This is a genomic window from Metabacillus sp. GQ13, from assembly GCF_059758525.1.
The window spans coordinates 1-16,930 of sequence record NZ_JCAXET010000010.1 but is presented as its reverse complement, the minus strand read 5'-3'; the positions used below and the strand labels follow the sequence as shown (position 1 = coordinate 16,930).

Below are 16,930 nucleotides of genomic sequence, written 5' to 3'. Positions count from 1 at the left end.
AGTGGTGGGGCCTGTCCCCACCAATGATATTAAAAAACGCCCGCCATACAAATGGCGAGCGCTCCACTAAATCCTACTGCAAATCAGCAGCTCCTTTAGCAATTAGGTCAAATAGTTCTTCAATATCAGATTCCTCTACACAAGAGAAGGCGATACGGAGGTCTGTTGCGTTAATTGAGATCGTACCGACACCGTATTTTTCTAATAAATGAACGCGTAGTTCTTCAGCGTTAATGCTGTGAAGTTTGAGGCACATGAAATATCCCGAATTAAATGGATAGTATGTCCAGAACTTTTGGAATTCTGCTTTGGCGAGAACTTCTTTTGTTTTATCTGCTCTGCCCTTCATGAGTGCGTACTTTTGTTCCTTTTCTGCAGTGAATTCAGCCGATTGTAGTGATTGGAGAATAATCGATTGAGAAGGGTGTGAGCCACTCGAAATTGTTCCTCTAATAATCCCTTTTGTTTTTTGTTCTAAGGCGTTGAGGATCGCGGCACTTCTGCTAGCGTATGTGATAAAGCCAATACGAAATCCCCACACGTAGTTTTCTTTTGTTGCCCCATCCACTTTTACAGCCAGAATTCTCGGGTGTGCATCAGCTAATAGACCGAAGATTGATTCTTTGTATGAATCTTCATAGAATAAGCCGAAATAGGCATCATCTATAAGAGCAATGACATTCAAACCTTCTTCAGCTGCTTCCTTTAAAACGGCAACAATTTCGTCTGTTTCAGTTTTAAGTGGTGTATAACCAGTTGGATTGTTAGGGAAGTTTAATAAGACGACTACTTTTCCAGCTGATTTTTGTGATTGGATGGCTTCTTTTAAGCCTGCAACGTTAAAGCCATCAGCGTCATTAAATAATGGATAAGTCGTTACTGTTCCACCGCGACGAACTTTAAAGGTGATGTTGTAATTTCCCCAATATTTGTCAGGTAAAATAATGGGAGTACCTTCATCGACAAACAGGTCGGCAACAATGCTTAAGCCATGTGTTAGCGCATTTGTGACAACAGGTGTACCTACTACTTCTTCATCAAGGCTTGGATTATCTTTTAGTATTTTTTGTTTCCAGATGCTTCTGAGTTCTTCTTTACCTTGTGGTGGTGCGTAAGGGAAAAGGTCTTTAGGGGCAATTTTATCACCGAAAAGATCTTGAATATGTTTAAAGTGCATCGGTTGGTTGTTTTCAGTTGCAATACCGATTGTTGCATTAAAGCGTGTTGCCTTCTTGTTTGCTTCTGCCGATTGACTTAGAATCCCTTTTGGGTAAAACATTTCTTTTCCTAATTGGGACAGCATCGTATAGACAGATTCATTGTCTTCTTTAATCGAATTATTAAGAGCTTGTGCTAATTCATTCATGCCTTGTTCCACCTCTACAGAATATAAATATTTTGAAAATTCATTATGTGATATTTTATCATACTAAAGTCTTTTCTCACAGTTATAAAAGAAAAATTTCTGCGTTTTATTAATTAATCAACCTGTTCTTGGCAAAATTGAATGTGTTTGAAAATAAGCCCTATTTATTCTAACTTTGTAAGAATTTCATACAGTTACAGATGGTTTTGTTTTCGGTATACTAGTAAGACAACTATGGTTCTATTCAGTGCCAAATTAAATCGTTACAAGCGAGGAACATATATGTATATTGTATCAATATTACTAGGTATTATCTTCTTTCTAAATATTTTATTTGCGATTGTCGTTATCTTTCGTGAACGCCGGGATGCTTCTTCTTCGTGGGCGTGGTTACTTGTTCTGTTTTTTATTCCGGTATTAGGATTTCTTTTATACCTTCTTTTCGGGCAAAATTTAAGTCGCTATCATATGTTTCAATGGGATGATCGTAAAAAACTAGGTATTGATAAATTGCTAAGTAACCAATTAGAGGAAATTCAGCATGACACATTTGAGTTTCACAATGAGATAGAGCGCGAGAGTAAGCAACTTATTTACATGCATTTAACTAATAATGATGCTGTCTTAACAACTGATAATCATATTGATATTTTTACAGATGGTAACCAGAAATTCGATCAACTTATTGCTGATATAGAACAGGCGGAGGATCATATTCACCTGCAGTATTATATTTTACATAATGATGAGTTAGGTAAGCGGTTGATAGCAGCATTAACAAGTAAAGCTAGGCAAGGGATCAAGGTAAAGGTGCTCTATGATGACCTAGGCTCTAGGGATTTGAGAAAACCATTTTTTGCAGAGCTACGAGCAGCTAATGGGGCGGTTGAAGTCTTTTTCCCTTCGAAGTTAAGATGGATTAATTTACGGTTAAACTATCGTAATCACCGGAAGTTGGTGATTATTGACGGGCAAATTGGCTATGTAGGAGGCTTTAATGTTGGTGATGAATACCTAGGTCTAGATCCAAAGTTTGGTAACTGGCGTGATACCCATTTAAGAATTGAGGGAAAAGCAGTTCATGCGATTCAAACTCGGTTTATTCTCGATTGGAATCAGGCTACACATAAACAGAAAATCCCCTATATAAAAGCTCATTTTCCAAAGATCGCAATAAAGGGCGAAAGTAGTATGCAAATTGTGACAAGTGGTCCTGATTCTGAATGGGAACAAATTAAAAGTGGCTATTTAAAAATGATTATGACCGCGAAAAAGACGATTGAGATTCAGACGCCGTATTTTATTCCAGATGCAAGCTTACTGGATGCCTTGAAAATTGCTAGTCTTTCTGGTGTTGAGGTTAAAATTATGATCCCTAATAAACCTGACCATGCGTTTGTGTATTGGGCAACAATGTACAATGTAGGTGAAATGCTTAGCTCCGGGGTGAAGGTGTTTATATACGAAAATGGCTTTATTCACGCAAAAACCATTGTTGTCGATCAAAAGGTTTCATCGGTAGGAACAGCAAATATAGATGTAAGAAGCTTTAAATTAAATTTTGAAGTCAATGCGTTTATTTATGATCCGAAAATTGCCGAAAAACTTGCTGAAGAATTTCAACATGATATGGAAGTTTCTAGAGAGCTAACTTTACAAGCGTACCACCAGCGTTCTCGTGTGATTCGTTTTAAGGAGTCTATTTCCAGACTTCTCTCACCAATTTTATAAGGAATTTATATTTAAGTGAAGGCTGTTTTCGCAAAGATTGTTGTTTTTCGTAATAAGTAAATCTTTACGAATTCAGCCTATCTTCGTGCTCTTTTAGAAAAAAGCCTAAGTGAAAAAGTAAGATTTACTAATTGACAACTATATTAGAAAAACGCTATAGTTAATTGAAGTTACCGATAAAGTAATAGTTTTTAAAGGGGGGGGTTCCATCCTACCCCCAAACCCCCCTTTTATCGCTAATGACAAAACTCAACCATAAACTTCCTATACGTAGATTCCATAACCTTTCACCGTTTGAAAATGGGCATGTTATACTAGTTATAAAGGAATAGTATGTTTGTTTTTTTAAAGGTAAACTACTTTCCTTTGACTTAAGAAAAAAGAACCTAAGTTAATAGAGCATTTATAAGCAAATTACCTTATAATAAATAAATAGATTGTCTAAATAGTTGCACAACTAAATACACATATCAGTTATTTTAGTGTGAATGGGTCGTTTATATCATGAAATGGACTTTGTTTTAAGTAGGTTCTTTTCTGGTAGTTTGTTGCTTTTTGTTTTATTATTTTTGAAAGCAACAATCAGTGTGAAAAACTGCCTTTAACTAAAGAATTTTTATATATAATTGTCTAATTTAGTGAGTGTCGGAGGTGTTATTCTTGGGAAGTAATGTAACAATGCGCGACATTGCAGCACGACTTGGTGTTAGTAGTGTTACTATTTCAAAAGCATTGAATGATAAAGAGGGCGTAAGTGATGAGCTCAAACAAAAAATTAAAGAGGTAGCAGAAGAAATGGGCTATCGATTTAATACAATGGCTAAATCAATGAAGGAAGGGCATGCGTATAATATCGGTGTCATCATTCCTGAGCGGTTTACTGGCGAAATACAATCATTCTATTTAAAATTTTACCAGCATATTGCCAGAGTATTAGATCAAAATCAGTATAGTGGAATTCTCCACATTCTTAGTTCTGAAGATGAAGATCAACAGGTACTACCGAGAATATACTATGATAAAAAAGTTGATGGTCTGCTTATTTTAGGTCAAATCAGTAATGAATATATAAATCTTTTAAATAGTATTGAGATCCCGATCGTCTATATTGACTTTTATAATGAAGATGCAGAGGCAGATACAGTCATTACCGATAATTTCTACGGTGTATATGAAATGACGAACCACCTGATAAAAAATGGCCACAAAGACATAGGATTTGTTGGTAATGTTTATTCAACTAGTAGTATTCAGGATCGATATTTAGGATTTTATAAATCATTACTTGAACATCAGTTACCACTAAACCAAAATTATATTATTAATGATCGTGATGAGCGCGGGAAATATATTGACATCGAACTACCAGAAAAGCTTCCCACAGCGTTTGTTTGTAACTGTGATCAAATCGCTTATAACTTAATTCAAAAGCTAAATTCACAAGGGTACAGTGTCCCAGAGGATTGCTCGGTGGTTGGCTTTGATAATGATATTTTTGCGCAAATCTCTGAACCGAAATTAACAACAGTTGAGGTAGATGTTGAAGAAATGTCGATTACGGCAGTCAAGTTGATCATCTCAAAGCTGAAGAGCAAGACAAAGAAGTTGGAACAAGTATCAGTCAAAGGCAAGATAATCTATCGCGATTCTGTTAAGCAATTAGCAGACTAGGATATTGATCAATCGCTGGTACTTCCTGTAGCTGAAAAAGACCTTCAACCAAAAAAAGCTAGGACAAGAAAATGTTCTAGCTTATTTGTGTTTTTATGGCATTTTTAGGGGAGGATAGCAGAAAAGGGATAAAGAAATCAGTGAAAGTTTTTTTAGTTGACAAGTAAGCGTTACCATTTTAAAATAGAAAAGTAACTTAAACGATAAGCTTATCTAGGAGGTCGCAGTGTGAAAAAATTACTAAAGCTATCAATGTTTACTGTTTTATCATTTGGATTATTAATTGGTTGCGCGCAGGGTAATAATAGCGGCGAGAATGATGATGAAGGGTCAAAAACTGAAGGGTCAGGTCCTTCTGGAGAAATTCTTGTTTTAACAAATCGTACAGATATAGTGGATACAGTTTTTCAAGACTATGCGAAAAAATTTAATGAAAAATACCCAGATGTAAAGGTTGAATTTGAGGGAATTACTGATTATGAAGGACAAGTTAAAATTCGTATGAATTCGAAGGAATATGGAGATGCTCTGCTGATTCCTAATGACGTTCCTGTCCAAGAATTAAGTAATTATTTTGAACCACTTGGTACAGTTGATGAATTAAGTAAAACGTATTTACATGTAGATGAAGATGCATATGAAAATAAAGTTTATGGAATTCCGATCGTCGTCAATGCTCAAGGGGTTGTCTATAATAAAAAAGTCTTTGAAGAGGCTGGCGTAAAAGATATTCCAACATCACCTGAAGCGTTTATTGATGCATTAACAAAGGTGAAGGAAAACACAGATGCGATTCCTTACTATACAAACTATGCTGCCGGTTGGCCGTTAACACAATGGGAGCCAAACCGTTTAGCAATTTCTGGTGAAGAAGATTATGTCCATGGTCAAATGGTCAATATGGATGACCCGTTTTCTAAAGGGAAACCACATTATATTCTTTACAAGCTTATGCATGATTTAGCTAAGAATAAATTGATTGAACCTGATCCATTAACAACAGATTGGGAACAATCAAAGGAATTGATGGCTAAAGGTAAGATTGCGACAATGGTATTAGGGTCATGGGCAATTACTCAAGTACAAGCTTTAGCAGAAAATCCAGATGATATTGGTTATATGCCTTTCCCTTATAACCATGATGGCAAGCAATACTCAGAGAGTAGTGGCGATTATAAAATTGGGATAAATAAAAATAGTGAAAACAAAGAAGCAGCTCAGGCTTGGGTTGACTGGTTTGTTAACGAATCAAACTATGCTGTTGAAAATGGCGGAATTTCACCAGTTATCGGCGATGATTTCCCAGAAACGTTGAAATCGTTTGAAGAGCTTGGAGTAGAACTATTGAAAAATGCACCAGCTAAAGAAGGTCAAGAAGGCTGGAATGAAGCAATCGATAGCGAAGGGCAAATTGGTTTATTCCAACCAGAATTCAAACAACGTATTATTGAATCGGCGATTGGAAATACAGATGAAAGCTTTGATGATATTATGAATGATCTCAATAGCGACTGGAAAGCTGCCAGAGAGAAAGTAACGAAGTAATAGTTGAAGCGAAGGGCTAAAGTGATGCCTTTCGCTTTTTTTTTGCGTAGCTAAGCGGAAGAACAGCGTCGAAATAGGCTCGGATTTTGTCGAATGATAGGTTTTTGCCCGAAGTTGATAGATTATAAAAGTAAGTCACTTAAAATGTACTCTTGATTAATGATACATAGTTGTGTTTATTAGAAATTGGATGGCAATCGTAACTTGAGGCGAATAAATGATCAAGAAGTAGAGATACCTCTTGGATTAGCCTTTCAAGGTGACAACTTACAGATCAACTTGGAAGTTTAGATCGGCAACAGCTCAAATAGAAATCGAAACAATTGCATAGACTTAATAAGGCTCTTTCCTAATAATTTTGTTGTGCCTACATACAAAACCCCCTCTCGAATTGAAAGGGGGTTTTACTGATTCGTGTAAATAATTGATCAGATAATCTGGCCAAGATATACAAACTGAATCAACATAAGTCAGTAGTCTTTTTTGTCCAAAGCGAAAAAGACTTCAATCATCTTTTTCACTTTCTGCAAGCCAGGTTCATCCTTAAGATTACTGAGCATCCCCTGAATAACAGGTATTCTAGGAGTTTCCAAATTGATCTCGGCAGCTAATACCTCAAACGTAATCAGGATTTCCTCTTTGTTTACTTGATTTTTTACTAGTTTTAGATGTCTGAGGATTTCCTCTTTATCTGGTGTTGGTTCTGGATAAATTTCAGACAATTTTTTCAAGCAGTCAGCAGTTAGCATAGGTTGTTCACTAGACTGGGAAAACCCGGTGACTAGGTCGTCAATTCTATTTAGAATAAATATCGCTAATTTTTGTAAGTCAAAGCTTACTTTATCAAAAATAATCAGCTTCAAGTATGATTGAACGATTCCTTGAAGGATCATGTTTAGGTCGTGAACAAAGAGCTCAATAGTAGTACCGTACATTTTCATTAAAGACGTATGATAGGATTGTCCAATTTCTGTCGACATCTTGCGAATGAACATTTCGATCTCTTCATTCATCGGGATTGCTTGTTCACGTGTTTGCATAATAATAAAATCTTTATTTTTTTGTACTTCTTCTAATTGTGCTTCTAATTGAGAAATAAACGTTTCTCGCGGTGTTAAACCTTCGATGGACAATGAATCTAATTTGGTTTGGATCGATAGAAATTGATATTTAAAGGCTGCGAGCAATAGTGCTTCTTTTGATTTAAAGTAGAGATAAAAAGCACCCTTTGACATTTCACAAAGGTCAACAATTTCTTGGATAGATGTTGACGAATAGCCTTTTTTAGCAAAGAGGCTTACTGCCGCCTCGATAATTTTCTTTTCTTTTTCTTTCATCTTAATCGATATCTCCCTTAGGACTTTATAATTACTTGTTGGCTATGCCAAAGATAATATGGATAAAATGTTCACATTTACAAAAAATTAATATGTGATCTTATTGATGTTGGTTGACTATGAACGATTGGTCATTTATATTATTAGTTATTGTGACTCGATAGTCAAATGATATTAAAAGTTATTGGGGGATATTATGAATAGCATTATTAATTTTGTTTTAAAGAACAAATTTGCAGTTTGGCTGTTAACGATCATTATAACAGCTGCAGGCTTATATTCAGGATTAAATATGAAATTAGAAACAATACCTGATATTAACACTCCAATTATTTCCGTTACCACAGTTTACCCTGGAGGAACACCTGATGAAATTGCCACAAATGTTACTGAACCAATTGAATTAGTCGTTCGGAATTTAAGTGGAGTCAATGTCGTTAGTTCAAACTCCTTACAAAATGCATCATCGATCCAGATTGAATATGGATATGAAAAAAATATGGATGAAGCTGAGGATGAATTAAAAGATAGCTTAGAAAACATTGAACTACCCGAGGGGGCAAATGAACCAACAGTTTCAAAGCTAAGTATAAACGCCTTTCCAATATTAGCGCTTAGTATTGCAAACGAAGATCAATCACTTGCAGAATTGACTACCGTTGTTGAGGATGAAATCCTTCCTGCTTTAGAAGGCGTAGAAGGTGTATCTTCCGTTCAAATAGCTGGACAGCAAGTTGAGGAAGTAGAATTTACATTTAATGATGAAAAAATGCAAGAATTAGGTCTAGATGAGGAAACGGTGCAAAACCTGATTAAAGGTGCTGACGTTGCGTTCCCGCTTGGCATATACACATTAGATGACTCAGAGAAATCTGTAGTCGTAGACGGTAATATTGTTAGTTTAGAGGATTTGAAAAATCTTGCTATCCCAGTTATGCCTTCGAATGCAGGTGCTGGGCAAGGGAGTCAAGCTCCTGATATGACTGGTCAGGCAAGCCTTGCTGGACTACCTGATCAAGCAGAAGCATCTCAAGCTGCGCAAAATATTGAGTTACCGACCGTTAAGCTATCTGAACTAGCTGATATTAAATTAGTCGGTAAAGCTGAGTCCATTTCTAGAACAAATGGAAAAGAAGCAATTGGGCTTCAAATTACCAAAGCAACTGATGCGAATACAGTTGATGTTGCAACAGGAATAGAGACAGAATTATCTGAGTTTGAAGATGAAATCAAAGGCTTAGATATTGTTTATACTCTTGACCAAGCAACACCAATTAAAGAATCCGTAAGCACAATGTTAAGTAAGGCATTGTTTGGAGCACTTTTCGCAGTTGTGATTATTCTCATCTTTTTAAGAGATATAAAATCAACATTAATTTCGATTATCTCAATCCCATTATCGTTATTAATTGCGATTATCCTCTTAAAACAAATGGATATTACCCTCAATATGATGACACTGGGTGCGATGACGGTGGCGATTGGTCGGGTTGTTGATGACTCCATTGTTGTTATCGAAAATATTTATCGGAGAATGGCTCTAAAAGGAGAACCACTCAAAGGGAAAGCGTTAGTACGTGAGGCAACCAAGGAAATGTTTATTCCGATTCTTTCATCAACAGTCGTTACGATCGCAGTTTTCCTTCCGTTAGCTCTTGTAAAAGGAATGATTGGTGAACTATTCCTACCATTTGCGTTAACAATGGTCTTTGCTCTATTAGCTTCATTGCTAGTAGCGGTTACGATTGTACCAATGATGGCACATAGTTTATTTAAGAAGAACCTATACGGGGAAGGCAAAAAGCTTAAGCATGATGAACACAAACCAGGTAAATTTACTGGTGGTTATCGTAAAATATTAAACTGGACGCTAGATCATAAAATCATTACATCCGCAATTGCGATCATCATGTTAGTAGGTAGTTTATTCCTCATTCCAGTTATCGGGGTAAGCTTCTTATCTTCAGAAGATGAAAAAATGATGATGGTCACATACTCTCCAGAACCAGGAGAGACTAGAGAACAGGCTGAAGCACAGACGGGTATAGCTGAAGATTTCTTCATGAATCGAAAGAATGTAAATACCGTTCAATACTCATTAGGTAGTGAAAATCCTATGAGTCCTGGGGATACAAATAGTGCGATCTTCTTTGTAGAATATGATGAAGATACACCGAACTTCGGTGAAGAGAAAGAAAAAGTAATCGAGGACTTAAAGGCAACAGCTGATGGTGGTGGCGAATGGAGTTCACAGGACTTTGCTTCAGCAGGAGTAAGTAGTGGAATTACCATGTTTGTTTATGGAAACAGCATGGATGAAATTGAGCCTGTTGTAAAAGAAGTTGAAGAGATCATGGCAGGTAATGACTCACTTGAAAATGTAGAATCAAGTATGTCTGAAACATATGATGAGTATACATTTGTTGCGGATCAAGAAGAGCTAAGTAAGCTTGGATTAACAGCTGCACAAATTGGAATGGAGCTTAGTCCACAAAGAGAACGTCCGATTTTAACGAAGGTTGAAAAGGATGGAGAAGAATTAACCGTTTATCTTCAAGTAGAAGAAGAAACAGTAGATACAGTAACTGACCTTACAGATAAGACCATACAATCACCTCTTGGAAAAGAAGTGAAAATAAGTGATGTTGTTGAGGTTGTTGAAGGTGAGACCTCAAATACGGTTACTAGACGTGATGGTAAAATCTATGTACAGGTTTCAGGAGATATTAAAACAAATGATGTAGCAAAAGTATCAGCTGATGTGCAAGAAAAGGTCGAAGATATTGATATTCCTGCTACAATGGATATTAATATGGGTGGTGTAACAGAAGATATTCAAGAATCATTTACACAGCTAGGCCTTGCGATGCTAGCAGCGATTGCGATCGTCTACTTCATTCTTGTGGTTACATTCGGTGGTGGGTTAGCACCATTTGCAATCCTCTTCTCATTACCATTTACAGTAATTGGAGCACTGGTTGGATTATTCCTAGCAGGTGAAACATTAAGTGTAAATGCAATGATGGGTGCGCTCATGCTCATCGGTATCGTTGTAACAAATGCAATTGTCCTTGTTGACCGAGTGATAAATAAAGAAAAAGAAGGACTAAGTACTCGAGAAGCTTTATTAGAAGCTGGAACAACTCGTCTACGTCCAATCTTAATGACAGCACTCGCAACAATCGGTGCCCTAGTCCCATTAGCATTAGGACTTGAAGGTAGTGGCATTATTTCCAAAGGATTAGGCGTAACTGTTATAGGTGGCCTAGTAAGTTCTACATTATTAACACTTGTGATTGTACCTATTGTGTATGAGGTTCTTGGAAAACTACGTCGCAATAAATCATTAGTTGAAGAAGAATAAATAGTATGACTGTTTGAGGACCTGACTTTATATAGTCAGGTTCCTTTTTTAGGCTCTTTTTTAATAGTTTGTTGATCTAGTACTAATTAAATGGACGTTTTCGTAAAGATTGTTGCTATTGCGACTTTTAATGGTTACATTTTCTGAGATAACTAAAAGGATAATAATGAATTAACAGTATAAAAAACGTCACAAAAAAGCTCAGATTTGAAAATTGTTATATTTTGCTTAACAATTGCTCCTGATCGTAAAAAAACTTATTTTTTTAATTGTATTTTTTTAGCATTAGCTTGCTCAGGATAGGATGCACGTACATCTCCATCAATCCATACTTTTACTTCATCACCTTCTGACCACTCCTCTTTATTGTCATAAGCTAAATAAATTAAAGGAATACCCTTTTCCTCTTCCTGTATCTCTGAAATTGATTTATTTTTGATTTCTTCGTATTTGTCCCGAGAAAGATTATCTGAAAGTAGTATCTCATTTTCTGTTACTTCTAAAATAATACCTTCCATATCACCCTTACCACATCCTACGAGTGAAATACTGATCAATATAACAGTAAATGCAATGAAAAATTTTCTTTTCATTAACTACACACCTTCCCCTTTATAAGATCAGACGACTTTAAATCCATATCGGTTTCGGACTTGTTTAGCAATCCAACAAACCCATTGTGATCTGCACTCCCAAATAGCGTGTTATTTAATGTTTTCTCCTCCATAACTAAACCCATTACACATAACTGAGGTCTTTTATTATGTGCTTCTCGACATCTCCAATTGGTCTGATTTAGTTAAATCGCTTAAACCCTCAAACACGTCTTCCCACATATAACGCTATTACCTCAACCCTTTAGAAGCAACGTTAAGAAAGCAACAATCGGTAATTTAGTATCAACTCAATTCTTTTTTGAAAATAGTTAAAATACTGTTAAAAATTAACTCAGTATGCCGATATAACCAATGTAACTTAACGATAACTTAATTAAACCCTTACAAAAACTTAACATCGCAGTTGATTTATACAAAGTAGAAAAGGAGCATATGTATGAAAAAGAGTTTGAAAGAGAAATTGAATGTAAAAATGAACATGAATTTAAATTTGAAAATGTCTGTAGGTAGAAAAATATTTACAATATTCGCCTCAATTATTGTTGTTATTCTTATTTTAAGTGCTGTAAATATGACGAATATGAACCGTATGAAAAATAATTCAACAGAGGTATCTGAGCAACTACTTCCTTCTGTTATGCATATCTCTGAAATGAGGTATTTAATAGAAGCCCTTGTTTCGAAAGAGCTTTCTTATGTGAATTCTACAAATGATAGTAATAAAAGTGAATATCTTTTATCGATGGAATCAATTCTAGAAAAATACCAAAAGGCCGCTAAAAGCTATGAATCTCTAGATTTAAATAGTGAAGAGAAAGAGCTTTATAATGAAGTGAAAAAAGGATGGACTGATTACTTAGCGATACACGATGAAGTGATCACGGAAGGTAAGGCCAATAACGTTGAGAAAGCAGAGGAAATCCTCCGTAAAGGTAGTTGGGATTTATCTAGCATAAGCATAAATATGAACAAGCTTGTGGAAATCAGTGAAAAGAGTGCAGATGCAGTAAGTAAAGAAGGTAATGATCTTTATAATAGATCAAATATTGTGTCGATTATCTTTATTGCTGCAGCCATTTTACTGTCGGCATTCCTAGGATTGTTGTTAACTAGAAATATCTCAGTACCAATTCGAAAAATGGCTGACCAGGTTAAGCAAGTTGCATCTGGAAATTTAGTGATTGAAGAAATTAAGATAAAAAATAAGGATGAGCTTGGTAGCCTTGCGAGGGATTTTAATGACATGACAAGAAGTCTACGATCATTGATTACATCAGTCTCTGAGCATTCTGAACAAGTGGCTGCAACATCAGAGCAATTAACAGCAAGTGCAGAGCAATCAACGAAAGCATCTGAGCATATATCAGAAGCTATTCAGGAAGTGGCGAATGGTTCTGAGTCCCAAATGAATCAAGCAAATGAAACAAATAAAGCTGTTGATGAGATATCAAAGGGAATGAATCAGGCAGCAACTTCAATTCAAGTCGTAGCCGAGTTATCAACTGGAGCCAATGAGCAGGCAACAGCTGGAAATAAGGTTGTTGGAGAAACAATTGAACAGATGAATACTGTTCAAAACCAAGTAAAGACAACTGCTAATGTCGTTAATTCTTTAGGAGAAAAATCAAATAAAATAAGCAGTATTGTTACACTAATAACAGAAGTTGCTGATCAAACAAATTTACTTGCATTAAATGCGGCAATCGAAGCGGCAAGAGCTGGTGAGCATGGTCGAGGATTTGCAGTGGTTGCTGATGAGGTTCGGAAACTTGCGGAGCAGTCAAGCAAAGCTGCGAACGAAATCAGTACAATTATAGTAGAGATTAAGAATGAAGCAGATCACGCAGTGGTGTCGATGAAAAATGGTTCGTTAGCTGTTGATGTTGGGATTGTTAAGGTCGAAGAAACCGGAAATGCGTTTAAAGGCATAGCTAAATTAATAGAAGAGGTAGCAGAACATTCTCATGATGTATCTGCAGTTGTTGAAGAAGTATCAGCTAGCTCTGATTCTATGGTTATGATGATAAACGAAGTAGCTAGTTTATCTGAACAAGCAGCAGGAAATACCCAAAATGTAGCAGCATCTGCTGAAGAACAAAGTGCATCAATGGAGGAGATTTCATCTTCGGCAACAGCCCTTAGCAAGATGGCAAGTGAGCTTCAAGAAATTGTTAGCCGCTTTAAAGTGTAAATGACCGTCGTTAATATTATTGATTGAGTAGCATTTTCTCCCCTATGGTACATATATATATATGTACAAGGAGAATGGGGGAGAATGTTATGGAGACTATTTTGTTTTTAATCGTATCACTACTCCTATTAAGCATGATAACTGGTCTTAAAATGCTAGTTAGCATTTGGGGAAAAAAGTATCGATACAAAAACACTTGGGAGCTACTTTACTCAGAAGAAGAGGCAGCAAAACATAAACGTACCAGCCAACACTATGAACAATGAAAGACAGGGGGGTGCTCCTGTTTTTTTCATATGATAACGAGTTATTATATAATAGGCTCTGTTATCTATTCATATTCACAAATTACATGAAAAGGAAATTTTTAACTCATTTACATTTATTTAGTTCTCAAACGGTACGCTTGTTTCTACTCCGCTTTGAACAATAACTAGGCTCTCTACATCTTTAGAAATTTCTTTTTCAATTTCGATGACAAATGTTCTCGGGGTTGCATCAGAAGTACATGTACCCTCTGGTTCTGACAAAGACACTGTGATGTTCTTGTTGTCAGAGCTAAGTTCTATATTACTTATCTTGTAGGGACAGCTTCCCGATTCATGAACTCCAATGAAAAAAACATCTTTCTTTTTAAGGTCTACGTCTGGTGTTTTATTTTCAAATCCATATAAATTACAGATTTCTTCAAATTCAAGTTCATTAACGGATTTTCTTACTAAATACTGAAATAAAGGTGTTTCTTTTCTCTCAAACGCAATATCATGAAAATTAGTAGGCAAAATCTTTTCACTTGCTGTCACAACAAAGTTAAATTGGTTATTTTCTTCATTAGATTGTCGTTCTTTTTCGTTTGTGTCATTACTTCAACCCAATAATAGTGACAACAATATAACAAAAGAAAGTAACGGTTTAAAGTTTCTCATCGGATATACACGCCCTTTCTAATTAGATTAGACGGCAATCGTATATAAAAGTTTCACAGATAAAGATTACAAGGTGATTATGATAGACGTAAAAATGATGTAAGCAAGAATACTTTACTATTGTTCTTACCTTAAAATAAGCTGAAGTAATGATAGTGACCAGTAAATACCATCGCGAAGTACCAATCATTCGTTTAATACAAATTGTTAATTCGCTGTCTTTGTAGTATATTTGAAACACGAATTTATATAGAGAGGTTGTCGCAAAGATTGCTGTTTTTCGTATTGGCACTTCTTTACGTATTAGCCTGTCTTCGTGCTCATTTCGTATGAAAAGATTGTCTTATTCATTGAAGATAGATTTCATTCGAAAAGTAAAAATCTTAATGCAGATTTTTACTTTTCTTTTTCACCATACATTTTTGAAATGAGCCTTGCTCTATTCGTTAAATTATCCAGCCATTTTCTTGCAAAATAGCTTCTGATTTAAACGAAAAAAATCCAACGGTCAATTTTTTAGGTTTGATAGAAACAAACTTTTAGAAAAGGCCCTATATAAAAAGAGGTTATCGCTAATGAGCTTACAACAGGAAATAAATAAACGACGTACATTTGCCATTATTTCACATCCGGATGCTGGTAAAACAACGTTAACAGAAAAACTATTATATTTTGGTCAAGTTATTCGTTCTGCAGGAACGGTTAAAGGGAAAAAGTCAGGTAAATTTGCTGCTTCTGACTGGATGGAAATTGAGAAAAAACGGGGAATTTCCGTTACTTCCAGTGTGATGAGCTTTCCGTATCATGATTTTCATGTGAATATCTTGGATACACCTGGACATGAGGATTTTAGTGAAGATACCTATCGTACATTAACAGCGGTTGATAGTGTTGTGATGATCATCGACTCGACTAAAGGTGTAGAGCCACAAACAATCAAGCTCTTTAAGGTTTGTCGGATGAGAGGTATTCCGATTTTTACTTTTATAAATAAGCTAGATCGTGAAGGAAGAGAACCACTAGAATTACTTGCAGAAATTGAGGAAGTCCTTGGTATTGAATCTTATCCGATGAATTGGCCCATCGGAATGGGAAAACGTTTCGTAGGAATTTACGATCGTTTTAAAGATCAAGTTGTCCAGTATAAAGGTGACGAAGAAGAGGAATTCATCCCTATAAGTGAATTATCTAAACATGGAATTGAAGACAATCCTATCTATCAAGATACATTAGGTGAGATTGAATTGCTTGAAGAGGCTGGTAATGAATTCACTCAGGAGCGTGTCGAAAAAGGTGAATTAACACCTGTGTTTTTCGGAAGTGCGTTAGCAAATTTTGGTGTGCAGACATTCTTTGATACCTTCCTTGAATTTGCCGTGAAGCCACAGCCTCGGAAAACGAATGAAGGCTTGGTTAACCCTGAAAAGGATCAATTTTCAGGCTATATATTTAAGATTCAAGCCAATATGAACCCTGCTCATCGTGATCGGATTGCTTTCCTTCGAGTTTGTTCAGGAAAATTTGAACGGGGCATGAGTGTCAATCTAAGCAGAACCAATAAAACGATTAAATTAAATCAAACACAAGCATTTATGGCGAAAGATCGTGATACAGTAGATGTGGCATATCCTGGTGATATAATTGGAATTTATGACCCAAATATTTATCAAATCGGTGACACATTAATCGAGGGAAAAGGGCAGTATCAGTACGAAGAGCTACCACAATTCCCACCTGAACAATTTAAACGTGTTCAAGCGAAAAATGTGTTGAAATCAAAACAATTTAGAAAAGGAATCGAACAGCTTGTTCAAGAAGGCGCGATTCAATTATTCCGTCAAGACTTAAATGATTCGATGATCCTTGGAGCAGTTGGTCAACTTCAGTTTGAAGTATTTGAGTACCGAATGAAGGCTGAATACAATGTTGATCTTGAATTCACGCCACTTGGTGAACGAATTCCACGTTGGATTAAAAGCGAAAAGTTTGAAAAGCGTTTCTTTGATTCGCGAAGCATGCTTGTTCGTGACCGATATGGTGCCTATGCTGTTCTTTTTGAAAATGAATATACGTTAAGATATTTCTTAGAAAATCAAAAAGAGATCGAGTTAGTCGACCTTTTAGAGGAAAATGATTACCAAGGTGTCCACTCACATAAATAAGTAAAAAAAGCTAACTCTTT

General features: G+C 35.9%; 11 protein-coding genes. 7 read left to right on the top strand and 4 right to left on the bottom strand.

Translation table 11 applies throughout. The features are described 5' to 3' along the window. Positions 1 to 73: 73 nt before the first annotated feature. Positions 74 to 1,366, bottom strand: a complete 1,293-nt coding sequence (locus AC6CHR_RS13525; RefSeq protein WP_498249451.1) for an aminotransferase class I/II-fold pyridoxal phosphate-dependent enzyme — start codon at positions 1,364 to 1,366, stop codon at positions 74 to 76. Between the two features lie 282 nt (positions 1,367 to 1,648). Here AC6CHR_RS13525 and cls point away from each other — a divergent pair, with 282 nt between their 5' ends. The 3 genes from cls (at position 1,649) to AC6CHR_RS13510 (ending at position 6,313) form a co-directional block, all read left to right on the top strand. Then, positions 1,649 to 3,097 carry a cardiolipin synthase gene (gene cls / locus AC6CHR_RS13520; RefSeq protein ID WP_498249449.1) on the top strand — a complete coding sequence of 483 codons (1,449 nt, stop codon included), beginning with the start codon at positions 1,649 to 1,651 and terminating at the stop codon, positions 3,095 to 3,097. A 660-nt stretch (positions 3,098 to 3,757) separates the two neighbouring features. Beyond that, the gene (locus AC6CHR_RS13515) at positions 3,758 to 4,768 is read left to right on the top strand and encodes a substrate-binding domain-containing protein (RefSeq protein WP_498249448.1); all 1,011 of its coding nucleotides are present in this window, start codon (positions 3,758 to 3,760) and stop codon (positions 4,766 to 4,768) included. Between the two features lie 252 nt (positions 4,769 to 5,020). Then, positions 5,021 to 6,313 (top strand): ABC transporter substrate-binding protein, encoded by a 1,293-nt coding sequence (locus AC6CHR_RS13510; RefSeq protein WP_498249673.1) that lies wholly within the window; start codon positions 5,021 to 5,023, stop codon positions 6,311 to 6,313. A 470-nt stretch (positions 6,314 to 6,783) separates the two neighbouring features. On the opposite strand, the gene AC6CHR_RS13505 is transcribed toward AC6CHR_RS13510, so the two are convergent. Further along, positions 6,784 to 7,650, bottom strand: coding sequence for a TetR/AcrR family transcriptional regulator (locus AC6CHR_RS13505; RefSeq protein WP_498249447.1), 867 nt, complete (start codon positions 7,648 to 7,650; stop codon positions 6,784 to 6,786). A gap of 196 nt (positions 7,651 to 7,846) precedes the next feature. Here AC6CHR_RS13505 and AC6CHR_RS13500 point away from each other — a divergent pair, with 196 nt between their 5' ends. After that, complete coding sequence (locus AC6CHR_RS13500) at positions 7,847 to 11,014, top strand: efflux RND transporter permease subunit (RefSeq protein WP_498249446.1); 3,168 nt, start codon at positions 7,847 to 7,849, stop codon at positions 11,012 to 11,014. A 257-nt stretch (positions 11,015 to 11,271) separates the two neighbouring features. Here the strand turns inward: AC6CHR_RS13500 and AC6CHR_RS13495 are convergent, their stop codons facing one another. Beyond that, the gene (locus tag AC6CHR_RS13495) at positions 11,272 to 11,607 is read right to left on the bottom strand and encodes a DUF3221 domain-containing protein (protein WP_498249445.1); all 336 of its coding nucleotides are present in this window, start codon (positions 11,605 to 11,607) and stop codon (positions 11,272 to 11,274) included. Between the two features lie 460 nt (positions 11,608 to 12,067). Here AC6CHR_RS13495 and AC6CHR_RS13490 point away from each other — a divergent pair, with 460 nt between their 5' ends. Further along, positions 12,068 to 13,822 (top strand): methyl-accepting chemotaxis protein, encoded by a 1,755-nt coding sequence (locus tag AC6CHR_RS13490; protein ID WP_498249444.1) that lies wholly within the window; start codon positions 12,068 to 12,070, stop codon positions 13,820 to 13,822. Positions 13,823 to 13,911: 89 nt separating this feature from the next. Further along, a complete protein-coding gene (locus tag AC6CHR_RS13485) occupies positions 13,912 to 14,088 on the top strand; it encodes a hypothetical protein (RefSeq protein WP_498249443.1) in 177 nt (58 codons plus the stop codon). Between the two features lie 120 nt (positions 14,089 to 14,208). Here AC6CHR_RS13485 and AC6CHR_RS13480 read toward each other — a convergent pair whose 3' ends face one another. Then, positions 14,209 to 14,625 carry a hypothetical protein gene (locus AC6CHR_RS13480; RefSeq protein ID WP_498249442.1) on the bottom strand — a complete coding sequence of 139 codons (417 nt, stop codon included), beginning with the start codon at positions 14,623 to 14,625 and terminating at the stop codon, positions 14,209 to 14,211. A 698-nt stretch (positions 14,626 to 15,323) separates the two neighbouring features. Here AC6CHR_RS13480 and AC6CHR_RS13475 point away from each other — a divergent pair. Beyond that, positions 15,324 to 16,910 (top strand): peptide chain release factor 3, encoded by a 1,587-nt coding sequence (locus tag AC6CHR_RS13475; RefSeq protein WP_498249441.1) that lies wholly within the window; start codon positions 15,324 to 15,326, stop codon positions 16,908 to 16,910. The last annotated feature ends 20 nt before the right edge of the window (positions 16,911 to 16,930 follow it).

Bases quoted from the DNA above. Each gene is read 5' to 3' on its own strand.
- AC6CHR_RS13525 (WP_498249451.1), bottom strand. From the start codon at position 1,366: ATGAATGAATTAGCACAAGCTCTTAATAATTCGATTAAAGAAGACAAT.
- cls (WP_498249449.1), top strand. From the start codon at position 1,649: ATGTATATTGTATCAATATTACTAGGTATTATCTTCTTTCTAAATATT.
- AC6CHR_RS13510 (WP_498249673.1), top strand. From the start codon at position 5,021: ATGTTTACTGTTTTATCATTTGGATTATTAATTGGTTGCGCGCAGGGT.
- AC6CHR_RS13505 (WP_498249447.1), bottom strand. From the start codon at position 7,650: ATGAAAGAAAAAGAAAAGAAAATTATCGAGGCGGCAGTAAGCCTCTTT.
- AC6CHR_RS13500 (WP_498249446.1), top strand. From the start codon at position 7,847: ATGAATAGCATTATTAATTTTGTTTTAAAGAACAAATTTGCAGTTTGG.
- AC6CHR_RS13495 (WP_498249445.1), bottom strand. From the start codon at position 11,607: ATGAAAAGAAAATTTTTCATTGCATTTACTGTTATATTGATCAGTATT.
- AC6CHR_RS13490 (WP_498249444.1), top strand. From the start codon at position 12,068: ATGAAAAAGAGTTTGAAAGAGAAATTGAATGTAAAAATGAACATGAAT.
- AC6CHR_RS13485 (WP_498249443.1), top strand. From the start codon at position 13,912: ATGGAGACTATTTTGTTTTTAATCGTATCACTACTCCTATTAAGCATG.
- AC6CHR_RS13475 (WP_498249441.1), top strand. From the start codon at position 15,324: ATGAGCTTACAACAGGAAATAAATAAACGACGTACATTTGCCATTATT.